Origin of the sequence: Komagataeibacter intermedius TF2 (assembly GCF_000964425.1) — a bacterium.
Taxonomy (GTDB): Bacteria; Pseudomonadota; Alphaproteobacteria; order Acetobacterales; family Acetobacteraceae; genus Komagataeibacter; species Komagataeibacter intermedius.
Genome location: NZ_BANF01000100.1, coordinates 1 through 15190 on the forward strand (window position 1 = coordinate 1; position 15190 = coordinate 15190).

At 66.1% G+C, this 15190-nt stretch carries 12 protein-coding genes; 4 read left to right on the top strand and 8 right to left on the bottom strand.

Annotation, left to right across the window (positions count from 1 at the left end):
- Positions 1-376: hypothetical protein (locus B7449_RS12415; protein WP_048883673.1), on the top strand; the 376-nt coding region annotated here is incomplete at its 5' end.
- 92 nt (positions 377-468) lie between these two features.
- Here B7449_RS12415 and B7449_RS12420 read toward each other — a convergent pair.
- Both B7449_RS12420 and B7449_RS12425 read right to left on the bottom strand, forming a co-directional pair.
- Positions 469-2043: a 2-isopropylmalate synthase gene (locus tag B7449_RS12420; RefSeq protein WP_039735450.1), complete on the bottom strand. Its 1575-nt coding sequence runs from the start codon at positions 2041-2043 to the stop codon at positions 469-471.
- 336 nt (positions 2044-2379) lie between these two features.
- On the bottom strand, positions 2380-3339 hold the full coding sequence (locus B7449_RS12425; RefSeq protein ID WP_039735449.1) for an N-acetylmuramoyl-L-alanine amidase family protein: 960 nt from the start codon (positions 3337-3339) through the stop codon (positions 2380-2382).
- A gap of 660 nt (positions 3340-3999) precedes the next feature.
- Between B7449_RS12425 and B7449_RS12440 the strand changes: the two genes are divergently transcribed.
- A complete protein-coding gene (locus tag B7449_RS12440) occupies positions 4000-6960 on the top strand; it encodes an Rne/Rng family ribonuclease (protein ID WP_039735446.1) in 2961 nt (986 codons plus the stop codon).
- A 143-nt stretch (positions 6961-7103) separates the two neighbouring features.
- On the opposite strand, the gene B7449_RS12445 is transcribed toward B7449_RS12440, so the two are convergent.
- The 4 genes from B7449_RS12445 to B7449_RS12460 form a co-directional block, all read right to left on the bottom strand.
- On the bottom strand, positions 7104-8603 hold the full coding sequence (locus B7449_RS12445; RefSeq protein WP_039735445.1) for an ATP-binding protein: 1500 nt from the start codon (positions 8601-8603) through the stop codon (positions 7104-7106).
- Positions 8600-9856: a TIGR03862 family flavoprotein gene (locus B7449_RS12450; protein ID WP_039735444.1), complete on the bottom strand. Its 1257-nt coding sequence runs from the start codon at positions 9854-9856 to the stop codon at positions 8600-8602. The genes B7449_RS12445 and B7449_RS12450 overlap by 4 nt, the downstream gene beginning before the upstream one ends.
- Complete coding sequence (gene cysE, locus B7449_RS12455) at positions 9856-10665, bottom strand: serine O-acetyltransferase (protein WP_373321490.1); 810 nt, start codon at positions 10663-10665, stop codon at positions 9856-9858. The genes B7449_RS12450 and cysE overlap by 1 nt, the downstream gene beginning before the upstream one ends.
- Before the next feature lie 105 nt (positions 10666-10770).
- The gene (locus B7449_RS12460; protein WP_039735442.1) at positions 10771-12003 is read right to left on the bottom strand and encodes a UbiH/UbiF/VisC/COQ6 family ubiquinone biosynthesis hydroxylase; all 1233 of its coding nucleotides are present in this window, start codon (positions 12001-12003) and stop codon (positions 10771-10773) included.
- A gap of 204 nt (positions 12004-12207) precedes the next feature.
- On the opposite strand from B7449_RS12460, the gene B7449_RS12465 reads away from it, so the two are divergent.
- Positions 12208-12546, top strand: coding sequence for a P-II family nitrogen regulator (locus tag B7449_RS12465; RefSeq protein WP_010515060.1), 339 nt, complete (start codon positions 12208-12210; stop codon positions 12544-12546).
- 43 nt (positions 12547-12589) lie between these two features.
- Positions 12590-13066: a hypothetical protein gene (locus B7449_RS12470; protein WP_039735440.1), complete on the top strand. Its 477-nt coding sequence runs from the start codon at positions 12590-12592 to the stop codon at positions 13064-13066.
- Positions 13067-13268: 202 nt separating this feature from the next.
- Here the strand turns inward: B7449_RS12470 and B7449_RS12475 are convergent, their stop codons facing one another.
- Positions 13269-14231, bottom strand: coding sequence for a retroviral-like aspartic protease family protein (locus B7449_RS12475; RefSeq protein ID WP_039735439.1), 963 nt, complete (start codon positions 14229-14231; stop codon positions 13269-13271).
- Positions 14231-15187, bottom strand: coding sequence for a prolyl aminopeptidase (gene pip / locus B7449_RS12480; protein ID WP_039735438.1), 957 nt, complete (start codon positions 15185-15187; stop codon positions 14231-14233). The genes B7449_RS12475 and pip overlap by 1 nt, the downstream gene beginning before the upstream one ends.
- Positions 15188-15190 lie beyond the last annotated feature (3 nt).

The following is a 15190-nucleotide window of genomic DNA, read 5'->3' on the forward strand; positions in this document are numbered from 1 at the left end:
GCTGGCGGGTGGCGCCGGCGGGGCCGCGATCGGGGCTGCGACAACGCCCCCGCGCCGTCCCCGCGCGGAAGCCCCGTCCACCATATGCCCCGACGGGCGCGTGCTGCCGCCGGGCTATTCCCCCCAGTCCTGCCCGCCGGCCGCAGGCGCGTCGCGCGCAGCCTACCCCGCCCAGCAGCAGGGCGGCAGCTATGGCTATGCCCAGCCCAGCTATCCCCAGCAGGGTGGATATTATGGGCAGCAGGGCGGGTATTACGGACAGCAGCAGGGTGGCTATTACGGCCAGTCCACCGGATATGGACAGGAAGGCTATCCCCAGCAGGGCGCCTACCCGCAGCAGGAAGGCGCGTATCCCGCAGGATATGACGGCTACTGACCCGCGCGCAGCAGGCCCATTACAGCAGAACACCCCGCCACGGGACAGTCCGTGGCGGGGTGTTCTGGCATAAGCAGCCCGGCTTCCGCCGGTCAGGCATCCAGCGCCGCAGGTTCGGCACGGTCACGCTTGACCAGCAGCTTGTTCAGCGCATGGACATAGGCGCGCACGGCCGACACCAGCGTATCGGCATCCGCCCCCTGCCCGTCCACCAGCTTGCCGCCTTCTTCCAGACGGACCGAGGTACGGGCCTGCGCGTCGCTGCCTTCGGTCACGGCGCCGACGGAATACAGCTGCAGGGTGGCATCATGGGCGACAATGGCGCGGATTGCGTTGAACGCGGCGTCAACCGGCCCCTGCCCTTCCGCATGGCCTTCCTTGCGCTCACCATCAACCTCCAGCACCAGATCGGCGGTGGCGGGACGGCGGGACCCCGCGGTCACGTCCAGCGAGATGAAGCGGATGCGGGCATGGTCGCGCACTTCATCATCAACCAGCGCCACCAGATCCTCATCATAGATGACCTTCTTGCGGTCAGCCAGATCCTTGAAGCGGCTGAAGGCCTCGTTGAACTGCGCTTCTTCCAGATTGTCGTAGCCCATCGCCTTCAGCTTGTCGCGGAAGGCGGCACGGCCCGAATGCTTGCCCAACACCAGCGATGACCGGGTCCAGCCCACGCTTTCGGGCGTCATGATTTCATACGTCGCGGCGTTTTTCAGGATGCCATCCTGATGGATGCCGCTTTCATGCGCAAAGGCGTTGCGGCCCACGATGGCCTTGTTGGGCTGCACGTCAAAGCCGGTGATGGTGGCCAGCATGCGCGAGGTGCGCAGCAGGCGCTCGGTATGGATGCCGGTGGTGAACGGCAGCACGTCATGGCGCGTGCGCAGCACCATGATGATTTCCTCCAGCGCTGCATTGCCCGCGCGCTCGCCAATGCCGTTGATTGTACATTCCACCTGCCGCGCACCCGCCTTCAGCGCGGCGACCGTGTTGGCGACACCCAGCCCCAGGTCGTTGTGGTTGTGGGTGGAGAAGATCACCCCGTCCGCACCCGGCACGCGGGCGCGCAGGTCGGCAAAGATGCGGGCCATGTCCTCGGGCGTGGAATAGCCCACGGTGTCAGGAATGTTGATGGTAGTCGCACCCGCGCGGATGGCGGTTTCCACACAGCGGCACAGGAAGTCGGGATCGGTGCGCGACCCGTCCTCGGCCGACCATTCAACGTCATCGGTGAACTGGCGGGCGGCGCGGTTGCCGGCCTCGATCACCTCCAGAACCGTTTCCGGCTCCATGCGCAGCTTGTACTTCATGTGCAGCGGCGAGGTGGAAATGAAGTTGTGGATACGCCCGCGCTTCGCCGGCCGGATCGCCTCGCCCGCGCTGGCGATGTCGTTCTTGCCACCGCTGCGCGCCAGCGCGCACACGACGGTGTCCTTCACCTTCTGCGCGATCTGGTAAACGCTGTCGAAATCCCCCTTCGACGCGACGGGAAAGCCCGCTTCCATCACGTCCACGCCCAGTTCCTCCAGCGCTTCGGCCATGCGCAGCTTTTCCGCGAGGTTCATGGAAAAACCGGGCGACTGCTCCCCGTCACGCAGGGTCGTGTCGAAAATGATGACGCGATTGGGGTCGATACGGCCAAAGGAAGGATGGTCGATGCTCATGGTAATACCTTCTTGTGGGACGGGAGGCGGCACGGTTGCGTGCCCCTGTCATTCGTGTTCGCAAACCGGCATGAACCGGCGAGATCAGATCCCCTGGGCGCGCCGGCACGCAGCCGGCCCTGATCGCTCAGGGGCGGATAAGTCGAAGACGAAGAAGCCCGGCACCGGCACATGCGCGCGCGGACAGGTGCGCGTATGCGCCCGTTCCAGCCCCGGCAATGTGCGTCATTGTTACCATGGCGCGCACAATACAGGCCCGCCCCCCGATTGCAACCGTAAAAGCGTCCGCTTTGCCCATCACGCGGCCGGGCCGCCATGCCCCATCGCGCCGCCGCGTCAGCCCGTGGCATGGGTTACCATGCTGTCGGTTGCGAAATAGCGGTCGATCGCCTGCACCATGGCGCCCGCCACCACCATGCGGTGGGCGGCCTGACGCAGGGCTGCTTCATCCATGTGGTTGGACATGAACCCCATTTCCACCAGGACCGAGGGGATATCGGCCGATTTCAGCACCACGAACGAGGCATGGCGCGAGGGATGCTGCAACAGCCCGATGCGCGGGCGGAAGGAGGTGACGATGCTGCTGGCCATGTGGGCGGCGCCGTGACGGGTTTCCTCGGTCACGAGGCTGGCGAGGATTTCCTGCACTTCGGGAGAGTCCGCATGCACCTGCGGGCCGCCATAGCGGTCGGCGCTGTTTTCCGTCTGCGCCAGCATGGCCGTCTGCCGGTCCGACGCCTTCGATGACAGGGTATAGACACTGGCCCCGCGCACGGCGCGGTTGGTCAGGGCATCGGCATGCATGGATATGAACAGCGACGCCTTGTGGCTATGGGCGATGTCCACCCGTCCCTCCAGCGGGATGAAGCGGTCATCCGCGCGCGTCATCGCGACGCGGTACCGCCCGCTGGCCTCAAGCTGGCGCTGCAGTTCGCTGGCCGCGGCTTCCGCCACATGCTTTTCGTACGTGCCGGAAATGCCGATCGCGCCGGGGTCCTTGCCGCCATGGCCGGGGTCCAGCATGACCAGCGGCTTTGGCGGCGCGGCGCGGCCCACAATGGCGGGGGCATGCAGCGGCGCATGGGCCGGATGGGCGACATGACGGGCGGCTGCGGCGGGCGCATGAGCATGAACGGGCGCATGCGCCGTCACCCGCGCCAGTGCAGCCGACGGCACCAGTCCCGTCAGCCCCCCCACCAGCATGCGCCGCGTCAGGTCGGGCACGCGCGTGCGCCCGTCATCGCGCCATGGCGCGCGGGGGTAGGCGTCATTTCCATCCGGCCGGCCTGTGGGCATGCATTTTGTTCCGGTCAAAACAGTTATGGGTCCGTCCGCTTCCCTTATCACCGTACGGGCCGGGCGTCAGCGGGATAAACGCACGCCCCCCTTGCAGGAATGGATTCATTGCGCCATGCTGCCCAGCCGTGATGGACCACGCCAAGTCCGGCTGCCTTGCTGGCATGTCCGAAACGGCAGGATGCCAGAAGGCATGATTTTCTCCATCCGGCATGCATCATGCATGCGCGACATACGCTTACCGGCCTTTTTCCGGCCACGCCACGGCGTGGGGGCACATGCCGCGCACGACCTGACGCTGCCGCGCCGGTGTTCCCCATCGACAGGAAACCGGATGGCATACCCGTCGATACGGAAGGTCCCGCTCCGGCAATAAGGCCGGGCAGCGCCCTCCCCAGCCATGACCGAGGATGGATTGAACACCACGCGGGTTTTTGCCGCACATGCGATGACCCCATGCCCGAACGCGGGCGGCGCCACGGCGCTGCATCCGCATGTCAGCCATGGCCTGTCCGCCCGCGCGCCGCGCGGTGGTGTTCCGTCCGGGTCCGGTCGCCTGTTTTTTCATGTTTCTGTCCGTTCCCCTTACGTCCCCCTGCCGCCACGGAAGACGCGCGCAGCCCGGATGCCGGAACGTGACATACCGGAGTGCGCCTATTTATGAGCAAACGCATGCTGATCGACACGACCCACGCGGAAGAAACCCGCGTGGTCGTGATGGATGGTAACCACCTGGAAGATTACGATGTTGAAGCCGCTTCAAAAAAGCAGCTGAAGGGCAACATCTATCTGGCCAAGGTTATCCGCGTGGAACCCAGCCTTCAGGCTGCGTTCGTGGATTATGGCGGCAACCGCCACGGGTTCCTTGCCTTCAGTGAAATCCACCCTGACTATTACCAGATCCCCGTATCCGACCGCGAAAAGCTGCTGGCGCTGCAGGAAGAGGAACGCCGCGCGGAAGAAGAACGCCGCGCCCGCGATGACGAGGAAGACGACGCTCCCCGCGCCGAAGACGAGGCCGACGCCCCGGTTGATCAGGACGGCGACGAGCCCGAGACCGTAGGCGGTGAAAACGATACCGGCGACGAAGCGCAGGCCCAGCGCCGCATCGCGCGCTTCCTGCGCAACTATAAAATCCAGGAAGTCATCCGCCGCCGCCAGATCCTGCTGGTGCAGGTGGTCAAGGAAGAACGCGGCAACAAGGGCGCGGCGCTGACCACATACGTCTCGCTGGCGGGCCGCTACTGCGTGCTGATGCCCAACTCGCTGCGCGGCGGGGGCGTTTCGCGCAAGATCACGTCGGTGGCTGACCGCCGTCGCCTGCGCGACATCATTACCGAACTGCAGATCCCGCGCGGCATGGCCATGATCGTGCGCACCGCCGGCGCCCAGCGCCCGCGCGCCGAAATCATGCGCGACTGCGAATACCTGCTGCGCCTGTGGGACGACATCCGCCAGCATACGCTGGAATCGGTCGCGCCCGCGCTGATCTATGAAGAAGCCAGCCTGATCAAGCGCGCCATCCGCGACATCTATACCCGCGAAGTCAGCGAGATCCTGATTGATGGCGAGCCGGGCTGGAAGTCCGCGCGTGAATTCATGCGCATGCTCATGCCGCAGAACGCGCAGAAGGTGAAGCTGTGGCAGGATCATGAACAGACCCTGTTCTCCCACTACAAGGTGGAAGGGCTGCTGGATTCCATGCTCTCGCCGTCCGTGCAGCTGAAATCGGGTGGCTATCTGGTCATCAACCAGACCGAGGCGCTGGTCGCGATCGACGTGAACTCGGGCCGCGCCACGCGGGAGCGCAATATCGAGGAAACGGCGCTGCGCACCAACCTCGAAGCTGCCGAGGAAGTCGCCCGCCAGCTGCGCCTGCGCGATCTGGCCGGACTGATCGTCATCGACTTCATCGACATGGAAAGCCGCAAGCACAACGGCATGGTCGAGCGGAAGCTGAAGGACGCCCTGCGCACCGACCGCGCGCGCATCCAGGTTGGCCAGATCTCGCATTTCGGCCTGCTGGAAATGTCGCGCCAGCGCCTGCGTCCCTCCATTGCCGAATCCGCCTTCATGCCCTGCCCGCACTGTCAGGGCACCGGCATCGTGCGCGGGATCGAAAGCTCGGCGCTGCATGTGCTGCGCGCGATCGAGGAAGAAGGCATGCAGCGCAAGGCAGCGGAAATCTCCGTTGGCGTCGCGCCGGAAATCGCCTTCTACATCCTCAACCACAAGCGCAACTGGCTGTCGGAAATCGAAACCCGCCACAAGATGCAGGTTGCCTTCGCACCCGATGCCGCCCTGCAGCCGCAGGAATGCAGGATCGAGCGCGTACGCCAGCAGACGGCCCGCTTTGACGCCCCGGTGATCGAACACGCCCCGGCTGAAAGCAGCCATGTGCGTGAAATCCAGATCCAGGCCGAGCCGCCCGCAGCCGATGCCACGCCCGACGCCGTCGCCACGACGGAAGAGGACGAGGATATCGCCTCGGGCACCGACCATCGCCGCCGCCGCCGTCGTCGCCGCCGTCGCGGTGGCGCCGCAGCGCAGGCCGGACAGACGCAGGCAACCGAGGATACGGCGACGGAACAGGCACCGGCTCCAGTCGCACCCGCGCCCGCACCGGAACCCGCGCCGCGTGAAGCCTATCGTGGCCCGACCCCGGCCGATCCGTATGGCGATGCGATCATCGACATCTTTGACGTGATCGAACAGACAACCGCACCGAGCGAAGTGGTTGTCGAAGCCGATCCGGTCGTGGTCGAAGTGGAGGAAGCCGCCCCGGCCCCCGTGGCCGAGGAAGAAACCACCAAGCCGCGCCGCACGCGTCGCCGCACGCGCCGTCGTACCACCCCGGTGGAAAACGGGGCTGCCCCCGTGGCACAGGACGCCGAGGCCGCGCCCGCACCGGTTGCCGAACCTGCCGCCCCGGCCGTGGAAGCGGAAGCCGCCGAACCCGAAGCTGCGCCCGCGCCTGCGGAACCGGCTGCGGAAGAAGCCCCCAAGCGCCGCCGCCGTGCCAGCACGACCACCACGCGCCGCACGACCAGCCGCCGCAAGGCTGCTGAACCGGTAGCCGAGGAACCGGCAGTGGAAACCGGGGCAAAACCGGCGGACGAACCGGCAGCTGAGGAAACAGCCCCCGCCAAGCCCACGCGCAAGCGTGCGGCCAGCCGCAGCACGGGTACGACGGCCACCACACGCCGCCGCACCACCCGCACGGCGGCAAAGGCGGCGGACAAGGCCGAGGAACCGGCGGTGGAAACACCCGCCGCCACGACCGAAGCCGCCGCACCTGCCACGGAAGAAGCCCCCAAGCGCCGTCGTGTCACGCGCCGCAAGAAGGCTGCACCCGTAGCAGACGCAGCAGCCGATGCAGCCCCGGTCGAGACCGAGGCCAAAACGGCGGACGCCAAAGCGGAAAAGGCTGAAAAGCCCGCCCCGAAAAAGCGGACCACAACCCGCAAGACGGCCACGACCGCGACGGCAACCCGCCGTCGTCGCAAAAAGGCGGATGAGGCGGCGGAAGCCACCGATGCCCCGGCGGACACGGCCATTACGCCGGTCGACGTGGATGCGGCCCCGACCACCCACCGTCGCACGGGATGGTGGAAGCGCTGAGGCCGTCTGGCTCACCAGCAACAAAAAACCCTGCCTTCATACGAAGGCAGGGTTTTTTGTTGTCCAGACGTCCCTACGGGAAAACCGGATACCCTCATGCCATGCAGGACGATGACGTTTCCTGAAGCTTTTTGGAAAACGTCCTAACCGTTCCCGTCCGGCATGGCGGGGGCGGTTTCCCAGCCGGGACCGATAATGGCGGCACTACGCCGGCCCAGCCCGTCATTGCGCAGGACAATCATGTTCTGCTCCTCCAGATACGCCAGCTGCCGCCGGGCACGTCCCAGTGAATGGGTACCATAAGTGCGGGCGATCAGGCTGTCGGACGGACAGGGTTCACCATGCAGGGCCGCGCGGGCAATCAGCAGGAAAATACCCTGCACATCATCGGGCAGCACGACAGCCATCTGTTCGGCCTGCCGCCACTGCCCGCTTTCCGCCGTCTGCGCGTCCACGCCCGCCTTGGCCACCGCCAGCAGGCGGCGGAAGCGCGGCATGTCCAGCGCGTCACGCCCCATGCCCTCGATCCGGCAGCGGACAAGGAAATCCTGATACAGCACATGCACGGGACGGAAGCCCGCATCTTCGTCACGCAGGATATCGCTCAGGATCTCGATAAAGCGCAACCGCTGGGCTGCCGCATCCACGGGTGGGGTGGGCGGTTCGTCTTCCGCCGTCTCCACGGTCGCGGTTTCGGCGTGGGCGGCAAGCTGGGCCAGAATATCGGGGGGCGGGCTGAAACTGCGCGGCGGCCGGGCCGGAATCTCGCGTTCAGGCACGGGGGTCAGGATCAGTTCGCGGATTTCATCGCCCGCAGGCACCGGCTCGAACGGCATGAGCGTGGGACCGGCCGAGCGGCTTTCGGTTTCCACCGGGCCGATTTTCACCGCCAGCGGCCTGCGGCATATGGCCGGACCAAGGGCGACAAAATAACCGCGTTCAAGGTCGCGGAAACTTTCCGCCTGCCGCCGCTCCATCCCCAGCAGGTCGGCGGCCCGCATCATGTCGATATCAAGGAAAGTGCGGCCCATGAGAAAGTTCGACGCTTCAGCCGCGACGTTCTTCGCCAGCTTGGCCAGGCGCTGGGTCGCGATCACCCCGGCCAGCCCGCGCTTGCGCCCACGGCACATGAGGTTGGTCATGGCGCCGAGCGAGGCACGGCGCGCTTCATCCGACACCTCGCCCGCCGCCGCAGGCGCAAAAAGCTGGGCTTCATCCACCACGACCAGCACGGGATACCAGTAATCGCGCGGCACCTCGAACATGCCGCCAAGGAAGGCGGCAGCGCGGCGCATCTGCACATCCGCATCCACGCCCTCCAGGTTCAGCACGACGGATGCCCGGTGCATGCGCATCCGCTCGCCCGCCGCCTGCAGCGCCGCTTCGGTATGTTCAGCGGCGTCGATGACCAGATGGCCATAGCGTTCGGCTATGCTGACGAAATCGCCCTCGGGATCGATGATCGCCTGCTGCACCATGCGCGCAGACTGTTCCAGCAGGCGGCGCAGCAGGTGCGACTTGCCCGACCCGGAATTGCCCTGCACCAGCAGGCGGGTGGACAGCAGTTCCGCCAGATCCATCGCCACGGGAGCATCGGTTGCCGTAGCCCCGCGCCGTTCACCTATCGTGATCGCAACACTCATGGCGCTGACGGATACCGCCCGCGCTGCGAGTCACGCAACCATTCCCATGCACCCTGCCCCGCCATGCGGCCGGTCGCGATGCAGCCCTGCAGCAGGTAACCGCCGGTCGGGGCCTCCCAGTCCAGCATTTCACCGGCGGCGAAAACACCGGGCAGCGCACGCAGCATGAACTGTTCATCCAGCGCGGTGCATGCGATTCCCCCCGCCACCGAAATGGCACGGTCCAGTGGCGCAGGCGCGCGCAGCATCACCGGGACCGCCTTGACCAGCCGGGCAAGGACAGCGGGATCACGCGCTGGTGGTCCGCCTTCCCCTTCGCGCAGCAGGGCAACGGCCACGGGTGGCAGCCGCAGCGCCTTGCGCAATGTGTTGGACAGGCTTTCACGCGAACGCACGCGCGCAATCCGGGTGGTAATTTCCGCCATATCCAGCGCGGGCCGCAGGTCGATATGGACCAGCGCCTGCCCATCGCGTGCAATCCGGTCACGAATTGCAGCCGACAGGGCATAGACCGCGCCGCCTTCAATGCCTGCGCCAGTGACCACGGCCTCGCCACGGACCGTGTCCCCCTTATCCAGCGTCAGCGCGATGCCGCGCAGCGGCGTGCCCGCAAAACGGGTGGTGAAGGCGTCACGCCACCCGGTCACGAAACCACAATTGGCCGGGACGAATGGGGAGACATCGACATCAAGGCCCAGCAGGCGTTCCCGCCATGCACCATCCGACCCCAGGCGCGCCCAGCTTGCCCCACCCAGCGCCAGCACAGTTGCGTTGACGCGCCAGCAGGCCGGGCCACCGGGACCCGACACCCGCAGCCTGCCATCCGCGTCCCACCCGTCCCAGCGGTGGCGCGTCAGCAGGCGCACGCCACGCGCGGCAAGCCGCGCCAGCCATGCCCGCAGCAGCGGTGACGCCTTCATGGCGCGGGGAAAGATGCGCCCGCTGCTGCCGGTAAAGCAGGGCTGTCCCAGCTCCCCGGCCCACTTCACCATATCCTGCGGGGTAAAGGCCCGCAGGGCGCGCTCCATCATCGGACGCGCCGCGCCATACCGCGCGGCAAAGGCGTCGGCCGGTTCGGAATGGGTCAGGTTAAGCCCGCCCCGCCCGGCCATGAGCAGCTTGCGCCCCATGGTGGGCATCTGTTCCACCACGCTGACACCGCAGCCATGGGCGGACAGGACTTCGGCTGCGGCAAGCCCGGCGGGGCCACCGCCGATAACCGCGACATGCGGCCTGAAAACGAATTCGGTCATCAGATGATATAATCGATCGGCGGCAGCATCTGGTCCATGGTGAAGGCCGGCAGGCTGGAATGCCGCGTGCCCACGATCCGGGCGGGATTGCCCACCACGGTGGTGTAGGGCGGCACGGATTCCAGCACGATGGAGCCCGCCCCCACCTTGGCGCCCTCCCCGATCTCGATATTACCCAGGATCTTGGCCCCGGCCCCGATCAGCACGCCACGACGCACCTTGGGGTGGCGGTCGCCCACGTTCTTGCCCGTGCCGCCAAGGGTCACGCCCTGCAGCAGGGAGACGTCGTCCTCCAGCACCGAGGTTTCCCCGATCACGATGCCCGTGCCGTGGTCCAGCAGGATACGCCGCCCCAGCGTTGCTGCGGGATGGATATCGACGGCAAACAGTTCGGAACACCGGCTTTGCAGATGCAGCGCCAGATAGCTGCGGTTGTTGTGCCACAGCCAGTGCGCCACGCGGTAGCTCTGCACTGCGTGATACCCCTTGAAGAACAGGAAGGGCGTCACGTAATTGGCCGTGGCCGGGTCACGTTCACGGATGGCGACCAGATCGGCCGCCGCCGCACTGACGATACCGGGATCGGCGTCGAACACCTCGCTCACCAGTTCGGCCAGCGCGTCATCCGCCACCGAACGGTCCCCCAGCTTGCGTCCGATCAGGGCGGCCAGCGCACAGCGGAAGGATGCATGGTTGCGGATGCCGGTGGCCAGCAGCCCCTTGACCAGCGGGTCATTGCACCCGCATGCGCCGTTCACGATTTCCTGCCACAGCGCGGTCGGGTCCACATGCCCCAGCGTTGGCGGCATGACGGGACGCGTGCGTGTATCCATGGGAATGCCAGCAGGCTGCTTTTCAGACATTAAGCCATCCGTTCCGGCCCTGAGGCCCTGTTATTCGTCGCGGTCCCCGTTTTACAGGCCCATGGCGTGCCGGGCAAAGCTGCGGCGCAGCGGGGTGATGCGGTTGACGGTCGCAAGCCCCACGTCGCGCGCCAGCCGCAGGACCGGGTTGTCGTTGCCAAACAGGCGTTCCAGCGCATCGGTCGCCACCAGCATGAGCATGTTGGCGGGCCGGCAGCGGGCCTGATACCTGCGCAGCACATCCACCGCACCCACATCCCCGCCACCCGCATGCACGCCGCGCAGGATGTCCGCCATGGCAATGACATCACGGAAACCAAGGTTCAGCCCCTGCCCCGCAATGGGATGGATGCCATGCGCCGCATCCCCCACCAGGGCAAGACGCGTATCAATATAACGCTGCGCGTACTGCGCCGAAAGCGGATAGACCCACCGCCGCCCCACCGGGTTGACCGCACCCAGCCAGTCATCGCCCATGCGGCGGCGGATTTCATGCGCGAAAGCGTCATGCGGCAGGTCGGCCAGACGGCGGGCCGCCTTCTCGCTTTCGGTCCAGACAAGGGCGGACAGATTGGGGTGTTCGGCCGTGCCCGCCATGGGCAGCTGCGCAAAGGGACCGGCGGGCAGGAAGTGTTCCAGCGCACGGCCTTCATGCGGGCGTTCATGGGCCACGGCGCAGACGATGCCGCACTGGTTGTAGGGCAGGCGCGTGACGGTAATGCGGGCCTGATCACGCAGCGGGCTGCGCCGCCCTTCGGCCGCGACAACCAGCCGCGCATGGATGACGCGCCCGCTGGTGGTGCGGATGACCGCGCCATCGGGGTTCCGGGTCACCACGCCTTCATCGGGGGCGAAAACATGCAGGCCCGGCGTCGCGTGCAGGGACGCATTCAGCGCCACGCGCAGGGCACGCGCCTCGATCATCGCACCGAAGGGCTGGTCGGCGTCTTCCCGCCCGAATTCAAGGAACAGGCGCGACGGCGGGCGTCCCGGCCTGCCGTCAGTCACGCGGATTTCGCGGATATCGCACGAATCCATGGGCAGGCGCTGCCACACGCCCGCATCTTCCAGCAGGCGGCGCGAGCCCGCGGCAATGGCATAGGCGCGCCCGTCGAAGGCGGGATGTTCCATGGGCGGCAGGGCCGCGCGGTCAATGATCGCGACCTTCATGCCATCTGTGGCAAGGCGGCAGGCAAGCGTCGCACCCACCGGTCCCGCCCCCACGATGCAGACATCGACCTCAAGGGGTCCGGACGTGGTGGTGGAGGACATGTTCGCGGTCATTTCGTTTCCTGTTCTGGCCCTGCGGGCAGGTGCGGCAAGCCCGTCGGATTTACTCCCCCCCACGGGGAAGGCACAAGCGCGCTTACCACATCGGATGTGCGAAGGCGGATGACATGTATCACCCGATCAGGGTATAGACGGGATGTTACTTTATCTTTCACACACGGTCAGCCCGGCCGGACAGCAGAATGGAGACGCGGTGAGATGAAGCTTGTCACAGCCATCATCAAGCCTTTCAAGCTCGACGATGTGCGTGAAGCCCTGACCCCGCTGGGGATTCAGGGGCTGACCGTATCGGAAGTCAAGGGTTTTGGCCGCCAGAAAGGCCAGACCGAAATCTATCGCGGGGCGGAATACCACGTCAGTTTCCTGCCCAAGATCAAGATCGAGGTCGCCGTGACCGACGATCTGGTGGAACAGGCGGTGGAAACCATTCTGGAAGCCGCCCATACCGGCAAGATTGGCGATGGCAAGATCTTCATCTCCCCGCTTGAGAGCGTCATCCGCATCCGCACGCGGGAGACGGGCGACAGCGCGCTGTAACCCACATATTTTCACAACCGTCATTTCAGGACCGACCAACCCCATGACCACATCCTTCCGCTTCAGGATCGCAACTGCTTCCGTGCTTGCCCTCGCACTGTCCACAGGTGCCGCGCATGCACGCGAAACCTCCAAGTCGTGCCACCAGAAGTTCACCACCGCCCGCACCGCAGGCACGCTGAACGGCCAGAGCTACAAGGATTTCAAGACCGCCCAGTGCGGCGACGTCGCCACCCCCGAAACCAAGGCCGCGGAACCGGCAGCCCCTGCCGCCAGCCCCGTTGCGACACCGGCCGCACCAAAGGCATCCGCCCCGGCTGCCGCCCCCGTGTCCACCAACGCCACGCTGCCCGATGCCGTTTCCCCCAAATACAGCAAGGAAGCAGCAGGCAAGGCCCGCCTGCACACCTGCCTTGACCAGTACAACGCCAACAAGGCCACCAACGCCAATGGCGGCCTGCGCTGGATCCAGCGTGGCGGCGGGTATTACAGCGTGTGCAACGCCCGGCTGAAGGGCTGATTCACGTCCCCCCCAACGGTTACAGGGCCCGGCAATCCATGCCGGGCCTGATTTTTCTGGATGCTGCCTGAACAGCCAGCCCGGACGCCACTCTGCCACCATGCATGAATGTTACAGGTGAAGCGTTCGCGGAAAGCTTCGGGCAACGCCGCCCTTGTGAAAAACGGAGCCCCGGAAACCTCCCGCGTTTCCGGGGATTGCCTCATCTGGCCGGCTGCCGTGGCGCGGGACGGACAAAGGCCTGGTTCGTGGCGTAGGATATCCACACCCGATGGGACGCGAACCAGTCCGATCCCAGCAGCATTTCCAGATGTTCGCGCAGGGGGGCCACGGTCAGCGTGACATTGCGCTCCAGTTCATGGCCGACCTGCAGGTTGTCGAAACGGTGCCAGTGATAGATGTCCTTGTGCCCGTCCACACCTGCGGTCACGCCACCGGGATCGCGGTCCAGCTGTGACTGGCTGACACCCGCGCGGTGCGCCACCTCCGGCGAGACAATGCGCGAGCGCGCGCCACTGTCGAGCAGCGCCGTAACCGGCCTGCCATCCAGCTTCACTTCCAGCAGGAAACGGTTGTCCTGCCTGCGCAGCGGCAGGGTTTCATATGGCCCGTCCCATGCCGGTGGCGGGGCGCAGGCCATGGAACCATGCTGGATGTTCCACAATGTCAGCGTGCCGCCGGGCACATCCATGTCCAGATCGAACCGCGACAGGATATCTCCCCCCAGCAACCCGGCAACGGGGGGGTGGATCATCGGCTGCCCCGGCAGTTCACCCACCGGCACCGAACGCGCGCCGAAATCGACACCGCCGACCCGCAGGTCGGGCACCAGGGCATTGGGCGTCGCCTGCGCAACCCCCCCGGTGCCATGGACGACGGTTTCATGGTCGGGATCAAGCCGCAGGCGCAGGTACCCCACCATATCCGGCGTCAGCAGCCCGCCATCCGATCCGGTATCCACCAGCGCGCTCAGGTCATGCCCCGCAATGCTGATGACAATGGACAGGTACCCCCCATCATCACGCAGCGGCACCTGCGCCACGCGTTCATGGTTGCACAGCCTCAGTTCCGTGCCCTGCGCCGCCATGGCGGGCGCGCACGCAAGCCAGCAGGCCGTAACGGCGGCAACGCCACATGCCACAGGCCATGCGCGGACCCCGGCCATCAGGCCAGTCGCCCGGCCATGGTGTCCGTGGCCTCCAGCAGGGCGGACAGGATACCCGGTTCGGTCATGGCATGGGCCGCCGTATCGATAATGTGCAGCTTCGCCTCAGGCCAGGCGCGATGCAGGTCCCAGGCCGTGCGCATGGGGGTCGTGACATCATAACGCCCCTGCACGATGACGGCGGGAATATGCCGGATCCGATCCACGTCACGGATCAGCTGGCCTTCGTCCAGCCACCCGGCATTGACGAAATAATGGTTTTCTATGCGCGAAAACGCCAGTGCGTAACGCGGATCGGCATGCTGTATGACGGTATCGGACCCAGGCAGCAGGGTGATGGTGCGCCCTTCCCAGACGCTCCATGCAATGGCGGCCTTCATCTGCACGTCCGCATCCTGACTGGTCAGCTGGCGGTGATAGGCCGCCATCAGGTCATGGCGTTCGCCGGGGGGAATGGGGGCGACAAACTGTTCCCACAGATCGGGGAACAGCCATGACGCACCATCCTGATAATACCATAGCAGTTCCGCCCGACGCAGGGTGAAGATACCGCGCAGCACCAGCGCGCTGACCCGGTCGGGATGCGCCTGTGCATAGGCCAGCGCCAGCGTTGACCCCCATGACCCGCCAAACACCATCCATGCATCCGTGCCCGTCATGATGCGCAGCCGCTCGATATCCGCGACAAGGTGCCATGTCGTGTTGTTGACCAGCCCGGCATGCGGGGTCGAGCGCCCGCAGCCACGCTGGTCAAACAGCAGGATGCGGTACCGCGCGGGATCGAACATCTGGCGCTGGAAGGCCGAACACCCGCCGCCGGGACCACCATGCAGGAAGACGACGGGAATGCCGTCGGGGTTGCCACACAGTTCCCAGTAAATACGGTGCCCTTCGCCCGTATCAAGCCAGCCGTGGTCGTAGGGGGCAATCGGGGGATAGGGAAACCGCTGGGACATGGG

Coding starts and splice junctions, on each gene's coding strand:
- B7449_RS12420 (WP_039735450.1), bottom strand. CDS start 2,043: ATGAGCATCGACCATCCTTCCTTTGGCCGTATCGACCCCAATCGCGTC.
- B7449_RS12425 (WP_039735449.1), bottom strand. CDS start 3,339: ATGCCCACAGGCCGGCCGGATGGAAATGACGCCTACCCCCGCGCGCCA.
- B7449_RS12440 (WP_039735446.1), top strand. CDS start 4,000: ATGAGCAAACGCATGCTGATCGACACGACCCACGCGGAAGAAACCCGC.
- B7449_RS12445 (WP_039735445.1), bottom strand. CDS start 8,603: ATGAGTGTTGCGATCACGATAGGTGAACGGCGCGGGGCTACGGCAACC.
- B7449_RS12450 (WP_039735444.1), bottom strand. CDS start 9,856: ATGACCGAATTCGTTTTCAGGCCGCATGTCGCGGTTATCGGCGGTGGC.
- cysE (WP_373321490.1), bottom strand. CDS start 10,665: ATGCCGCCAACGCTGGGGCATGTGGACCCGACCGCGCTGTGGCAGGAA.
- B7449_RS12460 (WP_039735442.1), bottom strand. CDS start 12,003: ATGACCGCGAACATGTCCTCCACCACCACGTCCGGACCCCTTGAGGTC.
- B7449_RS12465 (WP_010515060.1), top strand. CDS start 12,208: ATGAAGCTTGTCACAGCCATCATCAAGCCTTTCAAGCTCGACGATGTG.
- B7449_RS12470 (WP_039735440.1), top strand. CDS start 12,590: ATGACCACATCCTTCCGCTTCAGGATCGCAACTGCTTCCGTGCTTGCC.
- B7449_RS12475 (WP_039735439.1), bottom strand. CDS start 14,231: ATGGCCGGGGTCCGCGCATGGCCTGTGGCATGTGGCGTTGCCGCCGTT.
- pip (WP_039735438.1), bottom strand. CDS start 15,187: ATGTCCCAGCGGTTTCCCTATCCCCCGATTGCCCCCTACGACCACGGC.